The sequence below is a fragment of the Streptomyces sp. NBC_00376 genome, from assembly GCF_036077095.1.
In the GTDB taxonomy this organism is placed as follows: Bacteria; Actinomycetota; Actinomycetes; order Streptomycetales; family Streptomycetaceae; genus Streptomyces.
This window is the reverse complement of sequence record NZ_CP107960.1, coordinates 892065-910732: the sequence shown is the minus strand read 5'-3', so window position 1 is coordinate 910732 and position 18668 is coordinate 892065. Positions and strand designations below refer to the sequence as shown.

The following is an 18668-nucleotide window of genomic DNA, read 5'->3' as shown; positions in this document are numbered from 1 at the left end:
GTGGTACAACGCTTCGCCGCTGGTCAGCGGCAGGAACGAACTCGACGACCTGCTGTTCGGGCATGGATCCCTGTATGAGGGACTCGCGTCCGAAGGGGGTGCAGGGATGGCCGTCGTCAATTGTGCGTCAAGGACCGGACGTGAGGGATCAAGGGGCCGCCAACGGGGACGTCCGGGCCGGTAGGGGCGGGAACAGCGTAGTTGCGTGCCCCGGGGCGGCGTGCCGAGTACCCCGGTCCCGCCGAAGGGGTCCGGCACCCGGTATGCGAGTCGGACCGGCGTACGGGATGCGCAGAAAGCACGTGCTGTCCGGGGCATAAGGCCGCTCGACGCTGAATCCGCCGCGAGGAGATCCGATCAGGGCCGCCCCGCACCCGAATCAGATGGTGCCTCTCATGATCCAGGTCCAGCCGAACAGCCTCTCCGCACTCGCCGGGTGGTTTCCTGCCAGGACAGCAGGACTCGCCACCCTGGCCGAAAACGTTCTCGGTGCCGGAATCGGCAGTTGGTGGGCGGACAGCGTGCTCCGTCCACAGGTTGTTGCCGTGAGCTGTGCGAACCACGTACTCCTGCGCGGCGATCCGTACGCTCTTGCCCCGGGTTCTCTCGCACCTTTCGGCGGCAGCCTCGTGGAGGCGCCGTCCCGTTTCCTGAGGGTCCTGGGCTCCTCCTTCGACAGGATCGTGCCGCCCGGCTCACCGAACGGCTCAAGGCCGAGGCCGTCTGCCGGGACTGGGCGCCGTTTTCGCTGGAACCGGCGCCTGGACCCCGGAACCGCTGGTGCTACTTCGGCCTCGCGTACGCGCGTAGCCGCTCCTCGCGGCTTGTCAGACAGCAGCTCGCACAGCGCACCGCCTCCGCGCTCGTGTAGTACAGACAGCAGGTGTTGCGCAGATAGACCAGCCGCTCCGGGCCGTCCGGCGCTCGCCGGACCCTTGCGACCTCGCCCAGCGTCGCGAGTCCGCCGGGGGCGGTGTCCACGAACTGCCACCAGCGGGCAGCCAGCAGATCCACCTGGTCGCCGTACGCGCACAGCGCCGTGGCGCAGCCATGGGCGATCCCTCCACTCAACTGCCTGGCTCCGGCGCGGGTACGACGGTGCAACGCATCGGCGATGGGCAGCAGATGCCCGTCGAGCACGGTGCGGTGCAGCAGCCGTACGGAGCCCTCCCCGGCCCGGGGCGCCAACAGCCGGGCACTGCGCACCCGGACTCCGCCGATCCCGTGCGCGGCGGGGAGCACCAGGACGTTGCCGGACCGCATGTCCGGGACCTCGTCGTACAGCGCCCAATGGAGCACGGCGGCGGCAGTGACCCAGCCCGCGTACACCGCCATCAGGGTCAGGGCGGTCGCATGGCCGGTGCGGTGGCCGCTGCCTGTGCGTTCACGCTCCAGCAGCGTGGACAGCTCCTCGCCCGCCGGATCGGCCAGTCGGTCGGCTGCCAGCCACCGCCCGGCTTCGCTCGCGGGCGGTTCGCCTTCGGTGACCTGCCAGCGTGGTCCGTGTGGCAAGGGCGTCCAGACGGAGGAAGTGTCGTCACTCATGACAGCGGGAGGTAGACGACGTTGGGGGAGCCGGTGACCGGGTGGACGCCGATCCGGGAGCGTATCCCGTAGACCTCGGCCAGCAGCTCTTCCGTCAGTACCGCGTGCGGGGAACCGGACGCCACCAGCCGTCCGGCGCTGAGGACGAACAGCCGGTCACAGTAGGAGGCAGCCAGGTTGAGGTCGTGCAGCACCAGCAGATTGGTGGTGCCCAGGGTCCTCACCAGGCCGAGGATCTCCAGCTGATAGCGGATGTCCAGATGGTTCGTGGGTTCGTCGAGCGCCAGCAGCCCCGGTTCCTGGACCAGGGCGCGGGCGATCAGGGCCCGTTGCCGTTCCCCGCCGGACAGTTCTTCGAACCGTCGGTCGGCCAGGGGCGCCGCGCCGACGCGCTGGAGCGACTGGTCTATGCGGCGGGCGTCGTCGGCGTCGTCCTGCTCCCAGAACCGTTTGTGCGGGCTTCGGCCCATCGCCACGATCTGGCGCACGGTCAGGCCGAAGGTGCCGGGGCTGTCCTGCGGTACGACGGCGACGCGGCGGGCCCGTTCCTTCACACCGAGGGTTGCGGCGTCCGCTCCGTCCAGCAGGACCCGACCCGTTGCGGGTCGCAGGGCGCCGTACACACAGCGCAGGAAGGTGGTCTTGCCGCTGCCGTTCGGCCCGACCAGGCCGACGGTCTCGCCGGGGGCGGCGTCCAGCGTGACCGCGTCGAGCAGGGTACGGCCGGCCACCTTGTAGCCGATCCCGTCGGCGGCGAGCGCCGTCGGGGACGATGCCGGGCTCATCCGGTGATCCCTTCGGTACGGCTGGAGCGGCGCAGCAGCCAGAGGAAGAACGGGCCGCCCACCAGGGCGGTGACCACCCCGGCGGGGATCTCCCGGGGAGCCGCCACCGTCCGCGCCAGCAGATCGGCCAGCAGCAGGAAGACCGCCCCGCCGAGCGCGGTCACCGGCAGCAGCCTGCGGTGAGACGCGCCGACGATCAACCGAGCGGCATGCGGGACCATCAGGCCGACGAAGCCGATTGCCCCGCTGTAGGCGACCAGCACCCCGATGATCAGCGACACCAGCACGAAGACCCCGCCCCGGAAACGGCCGGGGTCCAGGCCGAGGCTGCGGGCCCCTTCCTCCCCGGTAAGCAGCAGATCCAGCGGACGGGCCAGGCTGATCAGGAGCACGGCCCCGATGCACAGGACCACTGCGGGCAGGGCCAGTTGGTCCCATCGGGCGCCGCCCAGGCCGCCCAGGGTCCAGAACATGATCTCCCGCACATGCTCGGCCCGGGAGGACAGCACCAGGATCAGGCTGGTGAAAGCGGACAGCACGTACTGGATCGCCACCCCGGCCAGGATCAGCCGGCCCGTCGTCATGGTGCCGCCGCGCCGGGCCATCGCGTAGACGGCGACCAGCGCGGTCATGGATCCGGCGAACGCTGCGAGGGGCAGTGCCACGTCGGTGGCCACCCCGGCGCCGACCCCCAGCACGACCACCACGGCGGCGCCCGCCGACGCCCCGGACGAGGCGCCCAGCAGAAACGGATCGGCCAACGGGTTGCGCACCAACGCCTGGAGCACCGCGCCCGACAGCGCCAGACCGGCACCGACGACGGCCCCGAGCAGCACCCTGGGCAGCCGTACCTCCCACACGATCGTCGGGAACGCACCGGAGCGTTCACCGCCCAGGACCGTACTCAATACCTCGCCCGGCGGAATCCGTACCGGGCCGAGCACCAGACCGGCCACCGCCGCCGCGAGCAGCAGCACCGTGAGGGCGCCGATCACGACGGGGGTCGAGCGGAGGACGGACTTCGGGCCGGGGCGGGCGGACCCCGCGCTCACGGAGTGCCGGGGTGCAGCTGCCCGGCCAGGTCCTGTACGGCGTCGGCGACCCGGACACCGAGCACGGCCGAGGACAGCGGGAGTACCGCGAACTTCTTGTTCTTGATCGCCGGCACGTCCGCGAGTGCCGGGTCGTTCAGCAGCCGCTTCTTCTTGGCCTCGACCGTGGTGCCTCCGTAGTCGTAGATCACGGCCACCTCGGGCTTGCGCTTGATGACCTGCTCCCAGGACACGTCGCCGAAGGTGGCGTCGAGGTCCGCGAAGACGTTCCGGCCCCCGGCGAGCCGGACGATCTCATTGCCGATGCCCTTGCCGCCCGCCGTGAACGCGGAGCTGTCGCCGGAGTCGTACACGAACACCGAGGGATGTGCGGAGCCCTTGAGTTCTGTTTCGACCGTCGTGATCTTCTGTCGTTCCTCGGCGATCAGCTTCTTGCCGCGCTCCGGTACGCCGAAGGTCCTGGCGACTTCGGTGATCTCGGTGGCGAGCTGGTCGATGCCGACCTTGCCCTTGGTGCAGTTCTCGATGTTCAGCCGGGTGTTGATGCCGTCCTTCTGGAGACCCGCCCGGTCCTGGCCCTTGGTCTTGTCGAAGGCGCTGCTGTACCCGCCGTAGACGAAGTCGGGGTTGGCGCCGAGCAGCACCTCCTTGGAGGGGTACTCCTTCGCGAGCACCTTGGTCTTGTCGTACGCGGACCGGTACTCCGGCAGGATGCTGTCGTCCAGGTAGGCGGTCCCGGCCAGCCGGTCCTGGAGCCCGAGGGCCAGCATGATCTCGGTGACGTGCTGGTTCATGGTGACGACCCGCTTCGGCGGGGCGTCGAAGGTCGTCTTCGTACCGCAATTGGTGACGGTGTAGGGGAAACCGTCGGCGACCGGTGCGGCCTCTGCCTTGGCTTCGCCGCCGGTGCCGCAGCCGGTGAGAGGCAGCAGAAGCAGGGGTATGAGCGCGAGGGGTACACGGCGTATCGGGGGCATGACCGAGCCTTTCCGGGGGATGTCCTCGTCCCCTGGGTCGTACGAGAAGGCGGCGCGGTCAGTATCTGGCTTCCGGGCTGTTGCAGCCCGGTCACAGTGGCGGGACCGTACCGGATTCACACCGGTTTCCTGACGCGCGTCGCCTGAGTTTTCGGAGCTCATTCTGTCAGACCGCGTATTCCGCAGGTCATGCCCATTGCGCTGTCGGCCTTGGGCGGCCCCGGACACCGACATCCGCGACGACGATCGGCACTGCGGACGGGTTCCGCCCGGACCGGCGGGCTCGCCCGCCCCTGAAGGGCGCCATCCTTACCTACTGGACGTGGGACAGACACGGCTCGCCACGGAAAGTTCGTCGAGGCCCGGCCGGTTCTGGACATCGAGCACGTGGGTGCAGAGGTTTTCAGGCCGTTGCCGTGAGGCCCGGACACCGCCGCTGGAGGACTGAGAGGTACCGCTCTACCGGTTTCTGGACGCCTACTCCCCCGCTGACGCAGAAGAGGACGGTGGTCGCGCCATCGCCCGCAGCGGTTGTTGTCTGTCGGCAGAAGCGGCTCCAGACGTCGCCACTCCGCCTCTGTCAGATCTCCCCGACCAGTCATACGAGAGCCAACGAATCAGTGGGCGGCATGGGTGCGCGGTCAGCAGCTGCGATGCCACCACGCCAACTCCGGTTCTGCCATCAGCTCGTGATGCGTTCGACCGAGGAGCACCGCGTCTCAAGCGTGTTGCGAAAGTGTGTGCGGCGGCGGACGTGGCGTAGTACTTCTGGGGAGACACAGAGACACGTTTGTTCTCACTTGGAGTCGTCGATGGCCGTTCGCCGTGTTGTGCCCAACATTCAGTCGGAGGCCGCGCAGGAGAGCCGGGAGTTCTATGGCCTGCTGGGCTTCGAAGAGGTCATGAACCACGGCTGGATCATGACGCTCGCCTCCGCGTCCGCCCCGGCAGCGCAGATCAGCGTCATGACCAGTGACAAGACCGCGCCCGTCACCCCCGACATGAGTGTCGAGGTGGACGACGTGGATGCGGCTCATGCGGTCATGCGGGACAGCGGCGCGGAGATCGTGCACCCCTTGCAGGATGAGGAGTGGGGCGTGCGGCGGTTCTTCGTCCGCGACCCCAGCGGAAGGGTGGTCAACGTGCTGGGCCACCGCTGAAGGCCTCCGCACCTTGGGCGAAAGCGCAGGTCGCAGCCAGTCGTTGGTGGCCGCGATAAGGACGGTGGCCTCATAGCGGACCGCGAGTTTGTCGTATCTCGTGGCCACGGCCCGGTGGCGCTTGAGGCGGTTGATGCCGCACTCGACCGCGTGCCGAGCCCGGTAACCGATCTTGTCGAACTTCGGTGGGCGGCCGCCTCGTGAGCCGCGCTTCTTGCGGTCAGCTTTGCGGGTGTTGGTCAGCTTTCGACTTCGGTTTTGTCGCCGCCCCAGAGGGTGTGGAAGGCGCCGTTGCGGTCGATGCGGTGGTAGGTGTGTGCGCCGAAGTAGTCGCGCTGGCCTTGAGTGAGGGCGGCGGGGAGGCGCTCGGCGCGCAGGGAGTCGTAGTAGGCGAGGGTGGCGGCGAAGGCGGGGGTGGGGACGCCCTGGGCAGTGGCGGTGGCGATCACGGTGCGCCAGTCGTTCTGTGCGGCGGCGATTTCCTCGGCGAAGCTCTTGTCCGAGAGGAGGCTTGCCATCTGAGGCTGGGTTTCGTAGGCGCTGGTGATCCTGTCGAGAAACGCGGCCCGGATGATGCATCCGCCGCGCCAGATCGCGGCGACCTTCCCGAGGTTGATGTCCCAATCGTATTGCTCGCTGCCGGCCGCGATCTCGTGGAAGCCCTGGGTATAGGCGACGATCTTCGAGGCATACAGTGCCTGCTCGACCTGGTCGGCGAATGCCGCCGCCTTGTCCTCACCGAGCTTGCGGGCGGTCGGTCCTGCGAGGTGGCGTGAGGCATCACGGAGGGCGGCGTGGCCGGAGACGGAGCGGGCGAAGACGGCCTCGGCGATGCCGGAGACAGGAACACCCAGATCGAGGGCGACCTGTACTGTCCAACGACCGGTGCCCTTCTGCTCCGCCTGGTCGAGCACAACATCCACGAAGGGCTTACCGGTCGCCGCATCGACATGTGAGAGCACTTCTGCGGTGATCTCGATGAGGTAGGAGTCCAGGCGCCCGGTGTTCCAGGCGCGGAAGATGTCCGCGATCTGCGCGGGGGAGTATCCGGCCACGTCGCGGAGCAGCTGGTAGGCCTCGCCGATGAGCTGCATGTCCGCGTACTCGATGCCATTATGCGTCATTTTTACAAAGTGTCCGGCGCCGTCAGGACCGATGTGCGTGACACACGGGGCGCCGTCCTTGGCCTTCGCGGAGATCTTTTCCAGCATCGGCCCAAGCGAGTCATAAGATTCTCTGCTGCCGCCTGGCATGATGCTCGGTCCGTTGAGTGCGCCTTCTTCGCCGCCGGAGACGCCGGTGCCGACGAAGTGGATGCCCTGCTCGCGCAACTCGCGCTCTCGGCGGCGCGTGTCTGCGAAGTGCGCGTTGCCTCCGTCGATGATGACATCGCCGGGCTCCAAGAGAGGCGTGAACTCCGCGATCACTGCGTCCGTGGCCTCTCCGGCCTTCACCATGACGACCAGACGTCGTGGTCTTTCCAGGGCTGCCACGAATTCCTCGGCACTCTCGGTCGCGATGAAATCACCCTCACTGCCAAACCGTTCGACGAGTTCGTGGGTGCGAGCCACCGTGCGGTTGTGTACAGCAACGGTGTATCCGTTGCGTGCGAAATTCCGGGCCAGATTGCGTCCCATGACGGCAAGTCCCGTGACACCGATCTGCGCTGTGCTGCTCATTGCGGCTCTGCCTGCTTCCGGTTTCGTGGTCTTCGGCAGTTCGGCCGGCCACCATGATGGAACGGGCTACTGAGCTTACGAGGTACAGACGATCGCGGACTGGGAGGCTGTCATGGTGTCGCAAATGATCCCCGGATGGTCGTTCGCGCTCTGTGGTACGACCGTTTGGTCCATGCGGAGCGGGCCCCGGCGGTGTCACATTCAGGCCTGGTGCGGAGACGCACAGCCAGCGCGTGTCATAGCACCGCGTAGTGGTGATCTCTGAGGGTGAATCGCACGGCGGTGTCGCGCTCGCGGGCTGGCCGGTGCCCGCCTGGATCGTCCAGCCCCTCGTAGTTCGTCGGCTGCGTATTTCATGGTAAGGGCGGTTTGGCGCGGCCGAGGAGTGCGGATATAGCTTTCTTCGAACCAAGTGAGGAGAAGGCGAATGGAGCGCTGTTACATCGGAGTCGCCAGCGCAGCGGTCTATCTGGACATGACGGGACGTTGGATGTACCGAAGAGTCCCGAAGGCGCGGCATCCTCAGGTACTACTTCGGGGGGCAAACTGAAGTTCAAGGTGGCCGACCTCGACCGGTGGGCCCAACAGCAGAAGACCGCATGAAGGGCCGGGCGCAAGCCCGGCCCTTCATCTTCAAGCTTTTCATATTCCCTCGTTGAGGAGCCGAGCCGCCCGACCTGCCGAGGCCGGCATGAGGTGGCGGTAGATCCTGAAAGTCACGTTGATGTTGCCGTGCCCCATCCACTCTGCGACGTCGGTGATCGGAACACCCTTGGACAGGCAGTTCGAGGCGAAGAAGTGTCGCAGTGAATACTGAGCACCCGTGAGCATGGCCCTGAACTGCGGCTTCGCCAAACTATGCGACGTTGTGGACCATCTTCACGAAGTGGTCGGCCCCGTCGGGACCGATGTGGGTGGTGCATGGGGTGCCGTCCTTCGCCTTGCCGGCGATCCTCTCCAGCAGCGGCCCCGGCGACTCGTACGACTCGGCCGAACCGCCCGGCATGATGCTCGGCCCGTTCAGCGCGCCCTCCTCGCCGCCCGAGATGCCGACACCGACGAAGTGGATCCCGCGCCGGCGCAGCTCCTTCTCCCGCCTGCGGGTGTCACCGAAGTGGGCGTTGCCGTCGTCGATGATGACGTCGCCTTCTTCGAGGAGCGGGGCGAACTCCTGGATCACGGCATCGGTGGGATCGCCTGCCTTCACCACGATGACGAGCCTACGCGGACTTTCCAGCGCCGCGACGAACTCCTGCGGGGTGTGCGCGGGAACGAAGGAGCCCTCGTCGCCGAACTCCTCGACCAGCGCGTCCGCCTTCGCGGTCGTCCGGTTGTGCACCGCGACCGTGAATCCGTTGAGGGCGAGGTTGCGGCCCATGACCGCGAGCCCTGTGACGCCGATGTGTGCAGTGCCGCTCATCTGTGTGCTCGGCAATCTGTCCGGGGGATGCCAGGAGCTTCAGGGATGCCGGGATCTTCAGTATGGATACGGGGCGCGGGAACGGTCTGTCCGGCATCGTCCGGATGGCGGAACCTGTGTATATTAGGTAACTGCCTAGGTTGCCTAGGCGCGATGGCGGAGGTGGCGGATGGTTCGGGCGGGACTCACGACCGAACGAGTGGTGGAGGCGGCGGCCGATCTGGCCGACTCCATCGGCTTCGACAAGGTCACGATCTCCGCGCTGGCCCGCGGCTTCGGGGTCAAGGACGCCAGTCTGTATTCGCACGTCAGGAATCTGCACGATCTGCGCACCCGGGTTGCGCTGCTGGCCGCCGGGGAGTTCATCGACCGCATCTCCGCCGCCGTCGCGGGCCGGGCCGGGAAGGACGCCCTGGTCGGGTTCGCCGACGCCTACCGGGCCTTCGCGCTGGAGCGGCCAGGGAGGTACGAGGCCACGCAGATGCGGGTCGACCCCGAGATCGTCGCGCAGTCCACCGCGTACCACCGCACCATCGAGACCACGGGCGCGATGCTGCGCGCCTACGGCCTGGGTGAGCCCGATCTCACGGACGCGGTGCGGCTGTTGCGCAGCACCTTCCACGGCTACTGCGCCCTGGAGGCGAGCGGCGGCTTCGGTGCGCCCCGCGACGTACAGGCGTCCTGGGAGCGGTCCGTCGAGGCCCTGCACTTCCTGCTGGAGCACTGGTCTTCCGCGACGGACGGGAAGACGGACGAGGGCGAGAACGGACATGGCTGACCACATGGACGGTCGCGGCGGGGTGCGGGCCGCTGGGCCGACAGCCCTCGGGACGTAACCACCGACTGCGATCATGTCCGCAAACATCACTTCCAGCACCTTTGAATTGACTTGTGTTGCTGGTGAGTTGGAAATAATTCACGTAGTCCTCGTGCCAAAGGTCTGGTGTCGGACCATGCGGGGCGCCACTCTGTCCTCGGCGTCACAACGACGCATCCGAATCCGGCGGAGGCAGGCAGATGACACCGATCACCCGAAGGGGTTTTGTGGCGCTCGGCGCGGGCGTGGCGGCGGGGGTCGCCATGCCCCCGGTGGCCGCGGGCGCCGCGGTCCGGACGGGCACGGCGAGCGGCAACGCGGCGACCGGCACCATCAAGGACGTCCGCCATGTCGTGGTGCTGATGCAGGAGAACCGCAGTTTCGACCACTACTTCGGCAGACTCAAGGGCGTACGCGGCTTCTCCGACCGCTCCGGGATAGCTCTCAGCGGCGGGCGCACCGTCTTCGATCAGCCCAACGGCACGGGTCGGCAGCACCCTTGGAAGCTCAGCTCCACACCGGCCGCGGGCGGCGCCGATCCCGAGACGCTCGCCCAGTGCAACGGCGATCTGCCGCACAGCTGGACGTCGCAGCACTCGGCCTGGAACAAGGGCCGGATGGACAACTGGGTCGCGGGCGTGGGGAATGTGCGCACGCTCGGCTGTCTCGACCGCTCGGACATCCCCTTCCACTACGCGCTCGCCGACAACTACACGGTCTGCGACGCGTACTTCAGCTCGGCGCTGAGCGCGACCGGCCCGAACCGCACCTTCCTGTGGAGCGGCAAGGTGGATGCGTCCAGCAAGGACGGCGGTGACGAGTCCGGGCTCACCTGGGAGACGTACGCCGAGGCGCTCCAGCGGGCCGGTGTGTCGTGGCGCGTCTACCAGAACGCCGACGACAACTACGGCGACAACGGCCTCGCCTACTTCCGGAAGTTCGAGAAAGCACCCGAGGGCGACCCGTTGCACGACCTCGGGATGGCGTCGGTGAAGAAGGTGACCGGCTCCACCCCCGACGACATCGCCGCCGCCATCAAGGCCGACGTGGTGGCCGACACCCTGCCGCAGGTGTCCTGGGTCGTCGCCAACCAGGCCTTCTCCGAACACCCCTACGCCCCGCCCGGCGACGGAGCGCACTTCGTCGACCTCGTGTACCGGGCACTCGCCGCCGACCAGGACGTCTTCGACTCCACGGTGCTCTTCCTCAACTACGACGAGAACGACGGCTTCTTCGACCACGTGCCACCGCCGTCGCCGCCCGCCGGGACCGAGGGCGAATTCCTCGACGGGGTGCCCATCGGCCTCGGCTTCCGTGTTCCGATGATCGTCATGTCGCCCTGGACACGCGGTGGCTGGGTCTCCTCCGAAGTCTTCGACCACACCTCCGTACTCCGCTTCCTGGAGACCTGGACCACGGCCATCGGGAAGCCGGCGCCCTGTCCCAACATCAGCGCGTGGCGGCGCAAGGTCAGCGGCGACCTCACCGGCGTGTTCGACTTCGCCCATCCGGTCAACGGTGTGCCGTCCGGCCTGCCGGCCACCCCGGTGATCGGGCTGAGCACCTGCGGCCCCCTGCCCAACCCCGTACCGCAGGACAACGCGCTGCCCGCGCAGGAGCCCGGCACCCGGTCCGCCCGTGCGCTGCCGTACCAGCCCGGCGGCGACCTGGACCGGCTGGAGTTCGGTGCCGCGGGAGCCATCAAGGCCTGGCTGACCATGACCAACCGGGGCGCGCCCGCGACCCGCGCCGCACACTTCTCGGTGCACCCCAACGCCTACCGCTCGACGGTGCCGTGGCAGTACACCGTGGACGCGGGCGGCACCGCCACGGACTTCTTCAGCATCGGTACGGGCAACGGCGACGGCAAGTACGACCTCACCATGGCCGGACCCAACAGATTCCTGCGCCGGTTCACCGGCGACGCCACCGCCGCGGGCAAGTCCTGTGAGGTGGCGGCCCGTTACGAGAACGCGCCGGACACCGGCAAGCCCGCCCTGTGGTTCACCTTCACCAACACCTCGGCCAGCGCCGTCACGTTCACCGTCACGTCCGGGCAGTACCGCGGCGACGGCCCCTGGACCTACACCGTCCCGGCAGGCGGCAGCAAGGAGGACTACTTCAACGCGGTTGCGCTGACCAAGGGCTGGTACGACTTCACGGTCAGGACCAGCGGCGACGCCTCCTGGTCGCGGCGGTACACCGGACACACCGGACACATCGAGACCGGCACGGCGAGCGTCAGCGGCTGAGACTGAAGGCACGCGAATGCCGGGGTGGCCGGATCAGGCCACCCCGGCATTCGTGTGTACCGGGTATACGGGCACTGGGTGTACTGCGTGCGCCGGTCGTCAGCCCGCGAAGACGGTGTCGTACTGATCGGGAATCACACTGCCGTCACCACGGAGCACGGGCCGGGAGGTCCCGTCCGACGCGGTGTAGCCGGTGGTGGCACACGGATAGACGCCGTTCAGCCGTCCCTTCGGCCCGATGAACATGGGGTTGACCAGCCATTTGCCGTCCGCGTCGTCGTAGGAACGGCACATCAGCTCGGCCTTGTTGCGGTTGAGGACCAGCCGCAGACCGGTCGCGTCACGAAGCATCGACACATCCGTGTCGGAGTCCCCGGCGGCGAACACCGGCCGCATCGAGGGGGCCTGCACCCGGGAGGCGGCGTCACCGCGCACGCCGAAGATCTCCTTGTTGATCCAGCAGCGCTTGCCGTCGATGTAGGTGATCTGCGAGTCGGCGCCGGGGCGCGCGGTGCCGCAGGCGCTCAGATGCGAAGTGTAGCGGCCCCGCTCGGTGGTGGACCGGATCCCGATCACGTTCCCGGGTGCGACATCGACACCGCGCGCCCAGACGTCGACCACGGGCTGCGGCGAAGCGGAGACGATCCAGACGTCGAATCCGGCCCGGCGCAGTGTGCGGATCAGGTCGCGCTGCTGCTCGTAGTAGCGGACGTAGCCGGTGGCGTCGGTGGTACTGCCGACCTGCTGGGTGGCGCCCACGGGGGCGGCCAGGTTCTCGGTGCGCGCCGCCGCGGCGAAGGAACGCACCTGTGCGGCCGTCCAGCCGTGGGTGAGCTGTGCCAGCCAGGCGTACGAGGGTTCCATCGTGCGCCGGTCGTACCCGGCGAAGGCGTCCTGCCCCGAGGTGGTGGTGGCCTCGCTGTAGACCGAGAGGATCTCGTCGGCGCAGGCCGCGTCGGTCGCGGTCGGCAGGGTGCGGTCAAGGCCGGTGCCGTCCGGGCAGGCGGCGCGCAGTGAATCGGCCGCCGAGTCCGTGAGGTAGCGGCTGGTGGTGCGCCAGTCGCCGCGATCGGGCTGCCGGATCCGGGAGTTGCGCAGCAACCAGAACATGGTGGCGTCGCCGACATCGTTCTTGATGACAGTGTTGTCCCAGTCGAAGACCGCCACCGGCGCGGCACGGCCGTCGCGGTGGAGCGGCGAGCAGCTCCCGTAGCGGTCGATGAGCCGCTGGATACGAGCCTGGTTGGCCCCGTACCAGCCGGTCGACACGGTCAGCTGCGGGCAGGGACGGCCGGATCCCGGGCGGTCGTGGGCTCCGGCAGGTGCGGTGACGGTGGCCAGGGTCGCCGTCAGCGCGAGCGCGGTGACGGCCAGCCGCGCGGCGGAGCGCCGGGCGGACCGGAGTGCGGGACGGAGTACGGGCACGCTGGGGACACTCCTGTGGTGTGAGCGGTCGCCGCGGACGGGGGACGGGACGGGCGGGGCGCCCCGTCCCCCGTCCGCACCGGCCTAGAGCGGTGTGACGTAGGCGCCGGTGAGCCCGCCGTCGACCAGGAAGTCGGTGGCGTTGACGAAGGAGGAGTCGTCGCTGGCCAGGAAGGCCACGGCGGCCGCCATCTCGGTGGGTTCGGCGAACCGGCCGACCGGGATGTGCACCAGCCTGCGGGCGGCCCGCTCCGGATCCTTGGCGAACAGCTCCTGGAGGAGCGGGGTGTTGACCGGGCCGGGGCACAGCGCGTTGACCCGGATGCCCTCCCGAGCGAACTGCACACCGAGTTCACGCGACATGGCCAGCACGCCGCCCTTGGAGGCCGTGTAGGAGATCTGCGAGGTGGCGGCGCCCATCCGGGCCACGAAGGAGGCCGTGTTGATGATGGAGCCCTTGCCCTGGCGCCGCATGTACGGGATGGCCGCCTTGCAGCACAGGTACACGGAGGTGAGGTTGACCTCCTGCACCCGCCGCCAGGCTTCGAGGCCGGTCTCCAGGATCGAGTCGTCCTCGGGAGGCGAGATCCCCGCGTTGTTGAACGCGATGTCGACCGAGCCGTAGGTGTCGAAGGCGGCCTTGAACAGGGCCTCGACCTGCTCGGCGTCCGTGACGTCGGTACGTACGAAGAGGCCGTCGACCTCCTCGGCGGCGGCCTTGCCGCTCGCCTCGTCCACATCGGCGCAGACCACGTGCGCGCCCTCGGCGGCCAGGCGCCGGACGGTGGCCAGTCCGATGCCGCTCCCGGCTCCGGTGACAACGGCGGTGCGGCCGACCAGGCGGCGGCAGACAGCGGTGGTGTCGGTCATGGTGCTCAGGCCTCCGTGCTGATGAAGATGTTCTTGGTTTCGGTGAAGGCGGCGAGTGCGTCGGGGCCGAGCTCGCGGCCCAGTCCGGACTGTTTGTAACCGCCGAAGGGGGTGGCGTAGCGGACGCTGGAGTGCGAGTTGACCGAGAGGTTTCCGGCCCGCAGTCCTTGGCCGACCCGCAGGGCACGGGCCACGTCACGCGTCCAGACCGACCCGGCCAGACCGTACTCCGTGGCGTTCGCCAGCCGTACGGCGTCCGCCTCGTCGTCGAACGGCAGCACCACGGCGACCGGCCCGAAGACCTCGTCGACGGCGACCGGGGCATCCGGGGACACCCCGGCGAGGACGGTCGGCGGGTACCAGAACCCGGGTCCGTCGGGCGCCGAGCCCAGGATCGTCCGGACGCCGTCGGGCAGGACGTCCACGAATCCGCTCACGCGATCCCGCTGGACGGCCGAGATCAGCGGACCCATCTGGGTCTTCTCGTCCGAGGGATCGCCGACCACCACGGCGGCGACGGCCGGTGCCAGCAGGTCGAGGAAGCGGTCGTGGGCCGAGCGCTCGACCAGGATGCGGGTTCGGGCGCAGCAGTCCTGGCCTGCGTTGTCCAGGAAGGACATCGGGGCGGCGGCCGCCGCGGCCTCCAGGTCGGCGTCGGCGAAGACGACGTTGGGGCTCTTGCCGCCGAGCTCCAGGGTGAGGCGCTTCACGCGTTCGGCGCAGCGGGTCATGATGTGCTTGCCGGTCCGAGTGGAGCCGGTGAAGACGATCTTGGCCACGCCGGGGTGGTCCACCAGGGCACCGCCGGCCACCGGCCCCTCGCCCGGCAGCACCTGGAACAGTCCGCCGGGCAGCCCGGCCTCCAGGGCCAGTTCGGCCAGGCGCAGCGCGGTCAGCGGGGTGGTCTCGGCGGGCTTGAGCAGGACGGCGTTGCCGGCGGCGAGCGCCGGGGCCGCGCCCCAGGCCGCGATCGGCATCGGGAAGTTCCAGGGGGCGATGACCCCGATGACGCCGAGCGGTTCCAGGAGGGTGAAGTCGATGCCGCCGGCGACCGGGATCTGCCGGCCCATCAGGCGTTCGACGCCACCCGCGCAGTAGTCGAGGAGGTCGCGGACATTGCCCGCCTCCCAGCGGGCGTTGCCGATGGTGTGTCCGGCCTCCCGGACCTCCAGCAGGGCCAGTTCCTCGATGTGTTCGTCGACGGTGGCGGCGAACCGGCGCAGTAGCCGGGCGCGGTCGGCGGGGGCCGCCGCGGCCCAGACGCGCTGGGCGGTGGCGGCGCGGGCGACGGCCGCGTCGACATCGGCGGCGGTGGCGGCCGGGACGGTGGCGATGATCTCGGCGGTGGCCGGGTTCAGGACGTCCAGGCTGTGCGGTGCTGACTGGTGGGACACGTACGGGCCTCGATCGGGGGTGAGGGACGTGAAGGGCAGTGAGGGGGTGAGGCGTGCGAGGGGGGAGTGCGGGACGGGACGGAGGTCACAGGCGCTCGAAGGAGCGGCGCAGCTCCCAGTCGGTCACGGCGGCGTCGTAGGCGGCGAGTTCGACACGCGCCATGTTGAGATAGTGCGCGACGACCTCCTCGCCGAACGCCTCCTTGGCGATGGGGCTTGCCTCCCACAGGTCGGCGGCCTCGCGCAGGGTGGTCGGCACCTGCTCGTACTCGGAGGTGTAGGCGTTGCCCGTGCAGACCTCCGGCAGCGCCAGCTCGTGCTCCACGCCGTACAGCCCAGCGGCGACCAGTCCGGCGGTGGCGAGGTACGGATTGACGTCCCCGCCGGGCAGCCGGTTCTCGAAGCGGCGGGAGCGGCCGTGGCCGACCACGCGCAGGGAGCAGGTGCGGTTGTCGTGGCCCCAGGCGACGGCGGTCGGCGCGAAGGAGCCGGGCTGGAACCGCTTGTAGGAGTTGATGTTCGGTGCGTACAGCAGGGAGAAGTCACGCAGGGCGGCGAGCTGTCCGGCGAGGAAGTGCCGCATCAGATCGGACATGCCGTCCGGGCCAGCACCCGACATCGCGTTGTCGCCGTTGTCGTCGGTGAGCGAGAGGTGGATGTGACAGGAGTTGCCCTCGCGCTCGTCGTACTTGGCCATGAAGGTGAGCGAGACGCCCTCCTGCGCGGCGATCTCCTTGGCGCCCGTCTTGTAGATCGCGTGCTGGTCGCAGGTGACCAGCGCCTCGTCGTAGCGGAAGGCGATCTCGTGCTGGCCGAGGTTGCACTCACCCTTGGCCGACTCGACGGTCAGCCCGGCCGCCTGCATCTCGTTGCGGATGCGGCGCAGCAGGGGCTCGACGCGTCCGGTGCCGAGGATGGAGTAGTCGATGTTGTACTGATTGGCCGGGGTCAGCCCGCGGTAGCCGCGGTCCCAGGCCTGCTCGTAGGTGTCCTTGAAGACGATGAACTCCAGCTCCGTGCCCACCTGGGCGCGGTAGCCGAGGCCGGCCAGCCGGTCCAGCTGCCGGCGCAGCACCTGGCGCGGGGCGGCGACGACCGGGCCGCCGTCGTTCCAGGCGAGGTCGGCGACGAGCATTGCGGTGCCCTCGTGCCAGGGCAGCAGGCGCAGGGTTTTGAGGTCCGGGACCATGGCGAAGTCGCCGTAGCCCCGCTCCCAGGAGGACATCGCGTAGCCGTCGACGGTGTTCATGTCGGTGTCGACGGCCAGCAGATAGTTGCAGCCCTCGGTACCGTGCTCCAGAACCTCGTCGAGGAAGAAACCGGCGGCGAACCGCTTGCCCTGGAGCCGGCCCTGCATATCGGGAAAGGCCAGGACGACGGTGTCGATGGCCCCGTTCGCGACGAGCGAGCGCAGCTCCTCGACGGCGAGCGGGGGTTTGCGGTCTGCCACGGGATTCCTCCTTGGGTGCACCGAGATCCATAAGGTATGACAGGAAACCATTGCTTGGGAAGAGGGTCCGGCCGGTGGTGGCGAATCCTCGCCGGAGAGGGGCCCGGTGCACTTGTCGCGAGCAAGGCGCACACGCGTAACCACTGTTTAACGCGCGCCCCTTGCGTTTCACCTGGCGTTCCATAAAGGTGTGCCGGTGAACCTTTGAGCGTGAACCATTGCCTTCGAACCTTTGCCCGCGAACGGTTGCCCACGAACTTTGACGCGCCCTTTCGCCTGCCACGCCTCGACGCAGCGCCGTCGACACACATCTGGAGCGCCCCATGGCCCAGGGAACCGACACACCCACCAGCCCACCCGGCGGCACGGCCGGCGTGGTGACCGGCGAGGACGAGTGCCTGCACCGCCGTACGCTGCGCCGGGGCAGTGCGGGCTGGCTCCTGCTGACCGGACTCGGCGTCGCCTACGTGGTGTCCGGCGACTACTCCGGCTGGAACATCGGCCTGTCCAAGGGCGGATTCGGCGGGCTCGCCGCGGCCACCGTGCTGATGGGCCTGATGTACGCGTGCCTCGTCTTCGCGCTGGCCGAACTCTCCGCCATCCTGCCCACCGCGGGCGGCGGTTACGGCTTCGCGCGACGCGCCCTGGGCACCTGGGGCGGCTTCCTGACCGGTACGGCCATTCTCATCGAGTACATCCTCGCCCCCGCCGCCATCTCGCTGTTCATCGGTGACTACGTCGAATCCCTCGGCCTGTTCGGGCTCACCTCCGGCTGGCCCGTCTACCTCGCCTGCTTCGCGGTCTTCATCGGGATCCACCTCTGGGGTGTCGGCGAGGCGCTCCGGTTCAGCCTGATCGTGACCGCCGTCGCCGTGGCCGCCCTGCTGATCTTCGCCATCGGCGCGTTCACCGATTTCGACGCCGACCGCCTCAACGACATCCCGGTGGACACCGGCGCGCTCGGCTCCTCGTCCTGGCTGCCCTTCGGACTGCTCGGCATCTGGGCCGCCTTCCCCTTCGGCATGTGGTTCTTCCTGGGCGTCGAGGGCGTGCCGCTCGCCGCCGAGGAGGCCAAGGACCCGGTCAGGTCGATGCCGAGGGCACTGGCCATCTCGCTGACCGTGCTGGTGGGCCTCGCGGTGCTCACCTTCCTCTCCGCCACCGGCGCACAGGGTGCCAGGGCCATTCAGGAGGCGGGCAACCCTCTCGTGGTCGCGCTGGAGGGCAAGGGCGGCCCCACCGGCCTGAGCCGCTTCGTCAACTATGCGGGCCTGGCGGGCCTGGTGGCCTCGTTCTTCTCGCTGATCTTCGCCGGCTCCCGCCAGCTGTTCGCGCTCTCCCGGGCCGGCTACCTGCCGCGCTTCCTCTCGCTGACCAACCGTCGCAAGTCCCTCTACCTCGGCCTGCTGATCCCCGGCGCGATCGGCTTCACACTGGCCGCCTGGATCGGCAACGGCGGCAGGATGCTGAACGTCGCCGTATTCGGCGCCACCATCAGCTACTCGTTGATGGCGCTCTCCCACATCGTGCTGCGCCGGCGCGAACCGCACCTCGAACGGCCCTACCGGACGCCCGGCGGCGCGTTCACCTCGTCCGTGGCCTTCGTGCTGGCATGCTCGGCCCTGGTGGCGACCTTCCTGGTGGACCGGGACGCCGCGTTCATCGCGCTCGGCGTGTACGTGGTGGCGCTGGCCTACTTCGCCTTCTACAGCCGTCACCGCCTCGTCGCGAGCGCCCCGGAGGAGGAGTTCGCCGCACTGGCGGCGGCCGAGGCCGAACTGTCCCGGGACTGAACAGGACCTGGGGGCAAGGGCGTCGCGGACACGCCCGCACCGCCGCTGC

The 18668-nt window shown here is 68.9% G+C and carries 14 protein-coding genes, 1 pseudogene and 1 riboswitch; of the genes and pseudogenes, 4 read left to right on the top strand and 11 right to left on the bottom strand.

The features are described 5' to 3' along the window. Nucleotides 1–783: 783 nt before the first annotated feature. Genes OG842_RS04285 through OG842_RS04270 form a run of 4 tightly spaced genes read right to left on the bottom strand, consistent with a single transcriptional unit; the run spans nucleotide 784 to nucleotide 4359 of the window. Nucleotides 784–1545: a (2Fe-2S)-binding protein gene (locus OG842_RS04285; RefSeq protein WP_266727570.1), complete on the bottom strand. Its 762-nt coding sequence runs from the start codon at nucleotides 1543–1545 to the stop codon at nucleotides 784–786. Continuing rightward, a complete protein-coding gene (locus OG842_RS04280; protein ID WP_266727568.1) occupies nucleotides 1542–2330 on the bottom strand; it encodes an ABC transporter ATP-binding protein in 789 nt (262 codons plus the stop codon). The genes OG842_RS04285 and OG842_RS04280 overlap by 4 nt, the downstream gene beginning before the upstream one ends. Beyond that, nucleotides 2327–3382: a FecCD family ABC transporter permease gene (locus OG842_RS04275; protein ID WP_266727566.1), complete on the bottom strand. Its 1056-nt coding sequence runs from the start codon at nucleotides 3380–3382 to the stop codon at nucleotides 2327–2329. The genes OG842_RS04280 and OG842_RS04275 overlap by 4 nt, the downstream gene beginning before the upstream one ends. After that, nucleotides 3379–4359 carry an ABC transporter substrate-binding protein gene (locus OG842_RS04270; protein ID WP_266727565.1) on the bottom strand — a complete coding sequence of 327 codons (981 nt, stop codon included), beginning with the start codon at nucleotides 4357–4359 and terminating at the stop codon, nucleotides 3379–3381. Before OG842_RS04270 ends, OG842_RS04275 begins: the two co-directional genes overlap by 4 nt. Before the next feature lie 20 nt (nucleotides 4360–4379). Further along, nucleotides 4380–4516, bottom strand: a riboswitch (adenosylcobalamin (AdoCbl) riboswitch). Between the two features lie 655 nt (nucleotides 4517–5171). Here OG842_RS04270 and OG842_RS04260 point away from each other — a divergent pair. After that, on the top strand, nucleotides 5172–5519 hold the full coding sequence (locus OG842_RS04260) for a VOC family protein (protein ID WP_266727563.1): 348 nt from the start codon (nucleotides 5172–5174) through the stop codon (nucleotides 5517–5519). A gap of 239 nt (nucleotides 5520–5758) precedes the next feature. Here OG842_RS04260 and gndA read toward each other — a convergent pair whose 3' ends face one another. The 3 genes and pseudogenes from gndA to OG842_RS04240 form a co-directional block, all read right to left on the bottom strand. Beyond that, the gene (gndA, locus tag OG842_RS04250) at nucleotides 5759–7198 is read right to left on the bottom strand and encodes an NADP-dependent phosphogluconate dehydrogenase (protein ID WP_266727561.1); all 1440 of its coding nucleotides are present in this window, start codon (nucleotides 7196–7198) and stop codon (nucleotides 5759–5761) included. Between the two features lie 642 nt (nucleotides 7199–7840). Continuing rightward, the gene (locus OG842_RS04245) at nucleotides 7841–8029 is read right to left on the bottom strand and encodes a tyrosine-type recombinase/integrase (RefSeq protein ID WP_323185795.1); all 189 of its coding nucleotides are present in this window, start codon (nucleotides 8027–8029) and stop codon (nucleotides 7841–7843) included. Nucleotides 8030–8063: 34 nt separating this feature from the next. After that, a pseudogene (locus tag OG842_RS04240) lies at nucleotides 8064–8618 on the bottom strand (NAD(P)-binding domain-containing protein); the annotation flags it as partial. Between the two features lie 169 nt (nucleotides 8619–8787). On the opposite strand from OG842_RS04240, the gene OG842_RS04235 reads away from it, so the two are divergent. Beyond that, nucleotides 8788–9396, top strand: a complete 609-nt coding sequence (locus OG842_RS04235) for a TetR/AcrR family transcriptional regulator (protein ID WP_266727559.1) — start codon at nucleotides 8788–8790, stop codon at nucleotides 9394–9396. A gap of 239 nt (nucleotides 9397–9635) precedes the next feature. Further along, on the top strand, nucleotides 9636–11687 hold the full coding sequence (locus OG842_RS04230; RefSeq protein WP_328512083.1) for a phosphocholine-specific phospholipase C: 2052 nt from the start codon (nucleotides 9636–9638) through the stop codon (nucleotides 11685–11687). A 99-nt stretch (nucleotides 11688–11786) separates the two neighbouring features. Here the strand turns inward: OG842_RS04230 and OG842_RS04225 are convergent, their stop codons facing one another. From OG842_RS04225 to OG842_RS04210, 4 genes are all read right to left on the bottom strand, one after another. Continuing rightward, on the bottom strand, nucleotides 11787–13112 hold the full coding sequence (locus tag OG842_RS04225) for a haloacid dehalogenase-like hydrolase (RefSeq protein WP_266727555.1): 1326 nt from the start codon (nucleotides 13110–13112) through the stop codon (nucleotides 11787–11789). A gap of 84 nt (nucleotides 13113–13196) precedes the next feature. Then, a complete protein-coding gene (locus OG842_RS04220) occupies nucleotides 13197–13982 on the bottom strand; it encodes a 3-oxoacyl-ACP reductase (protein ID WP_266727553.1) in 786 nt (261 codons plus the stop codon). A 5-nt stretch (nucleotides 13983–13987) separates the two neighbouring features. Beyond that, a complete protein-coding gene (locus tag OG842_RS04215) occupies nucleotides 13988–15376 on the bottom strand; it encodes an aldehyde dehydrogenase family protein (protein WP_266727551.1) in 1389 nt (462 codons plus the stop codon). An 85-nt stretch (nucleotides 15377–15461) separates the two neighbouring features. Beyond that, entirely contained in the window at nucleotides 15462–16826 is a 1365-nt protein-coding gene (locus OG842_RS04210; protein ID WP_266727549.1) for a glutamine synthetase family protein, read from the bottom strand. A gap of 323 nt (nucleotides 16827–17149) precedes the next feature. Here OG842_RS04210 and eat point away from each other — a divergent pair, with 323 nt between their 5' ends. After that, a complete protein-coding gene (gene eat / locus OG842_RS04205; RefSeq protein WP_328512082.1) occupies nucleotides 17150–18619 on the top strand; it encodes an ethanolamine permease in 1470 nt (489 codons plus the stop codon). Nucleotides 18620–18668: the final 49 nt, after the last annotated feature.

Bases quoted from the DNA above. Each gene is read 5' to 3' on its own strand.
- OG842_RS04285 (WP_266727570.1), bottom strand. From the start codon at position 1,545: ATGAGTGACGACACTTCCTCCGTCTGGACGCCCTTGCCACACGGACCA.
- OG842_RS04280 (WP_266727568.1), bottom strand. From the start codon at position 2,330: ATGAGCCCGGCATCGTCCCCGACGGCGCTCGCCGCCGACGGGATCGGC.
- OG842_RS04270 (WP_266727565.1), bottom strand. From the start codon at position 4,359: ATGCCCCCGATACGCCGTGTACCCCTCGCGCTCATACCCCTGCTTCTG.
- OG842_RS04260 (WP_266727563.1), top strand. From the start codon at position 5,172: ATGGCCGTTCGCCGTGTTGTGCCCAACATTCAGTCGGAGGCCGCGCAG.
- gndA (WP_266727561.1), bottom strand. From the start codon at position 7,198: ATGAGCAGCACAGCGCAGATCGGTGTCACGGGACTTGCCGTCATGGGA.
- OG842_RS04245 (WP_323185795.1), bottom strand. From the start codon at position 8,029: ATGCTCACGGGTGCTCAGTATTCACTGCGACACTTCTTCGCCTCGAAC.
- OG842_RS04235 (WP_266727559.1), top strand. From the start codon at position 8,788: ATGGTTCGGGCGGGACTCACGACCGAACGAGTGGTGGAGGCGGCGGCC.
- OG842_RS04230 (WP_328512083.1), top strand. From the start codon at position 9,636: ATGACACCGATCACCCGAAGGGGTTTTGTGGCGCTCGGCGCGGGCGTG.
- OG842_RS04220 (WP_266727553.1), bottom strand. From the start codon at position 13,982: ATGACCGACACCACCGCTGTCTGCCGCCGCCTGGTCGGCCGCACCGCC.
- eat (WP_328512082.1), top strand. From the start codon at position 17,150: ATGGCCCAGGGAACCGACACACCCACCAGCCCACCCGGCGGCACGGCC.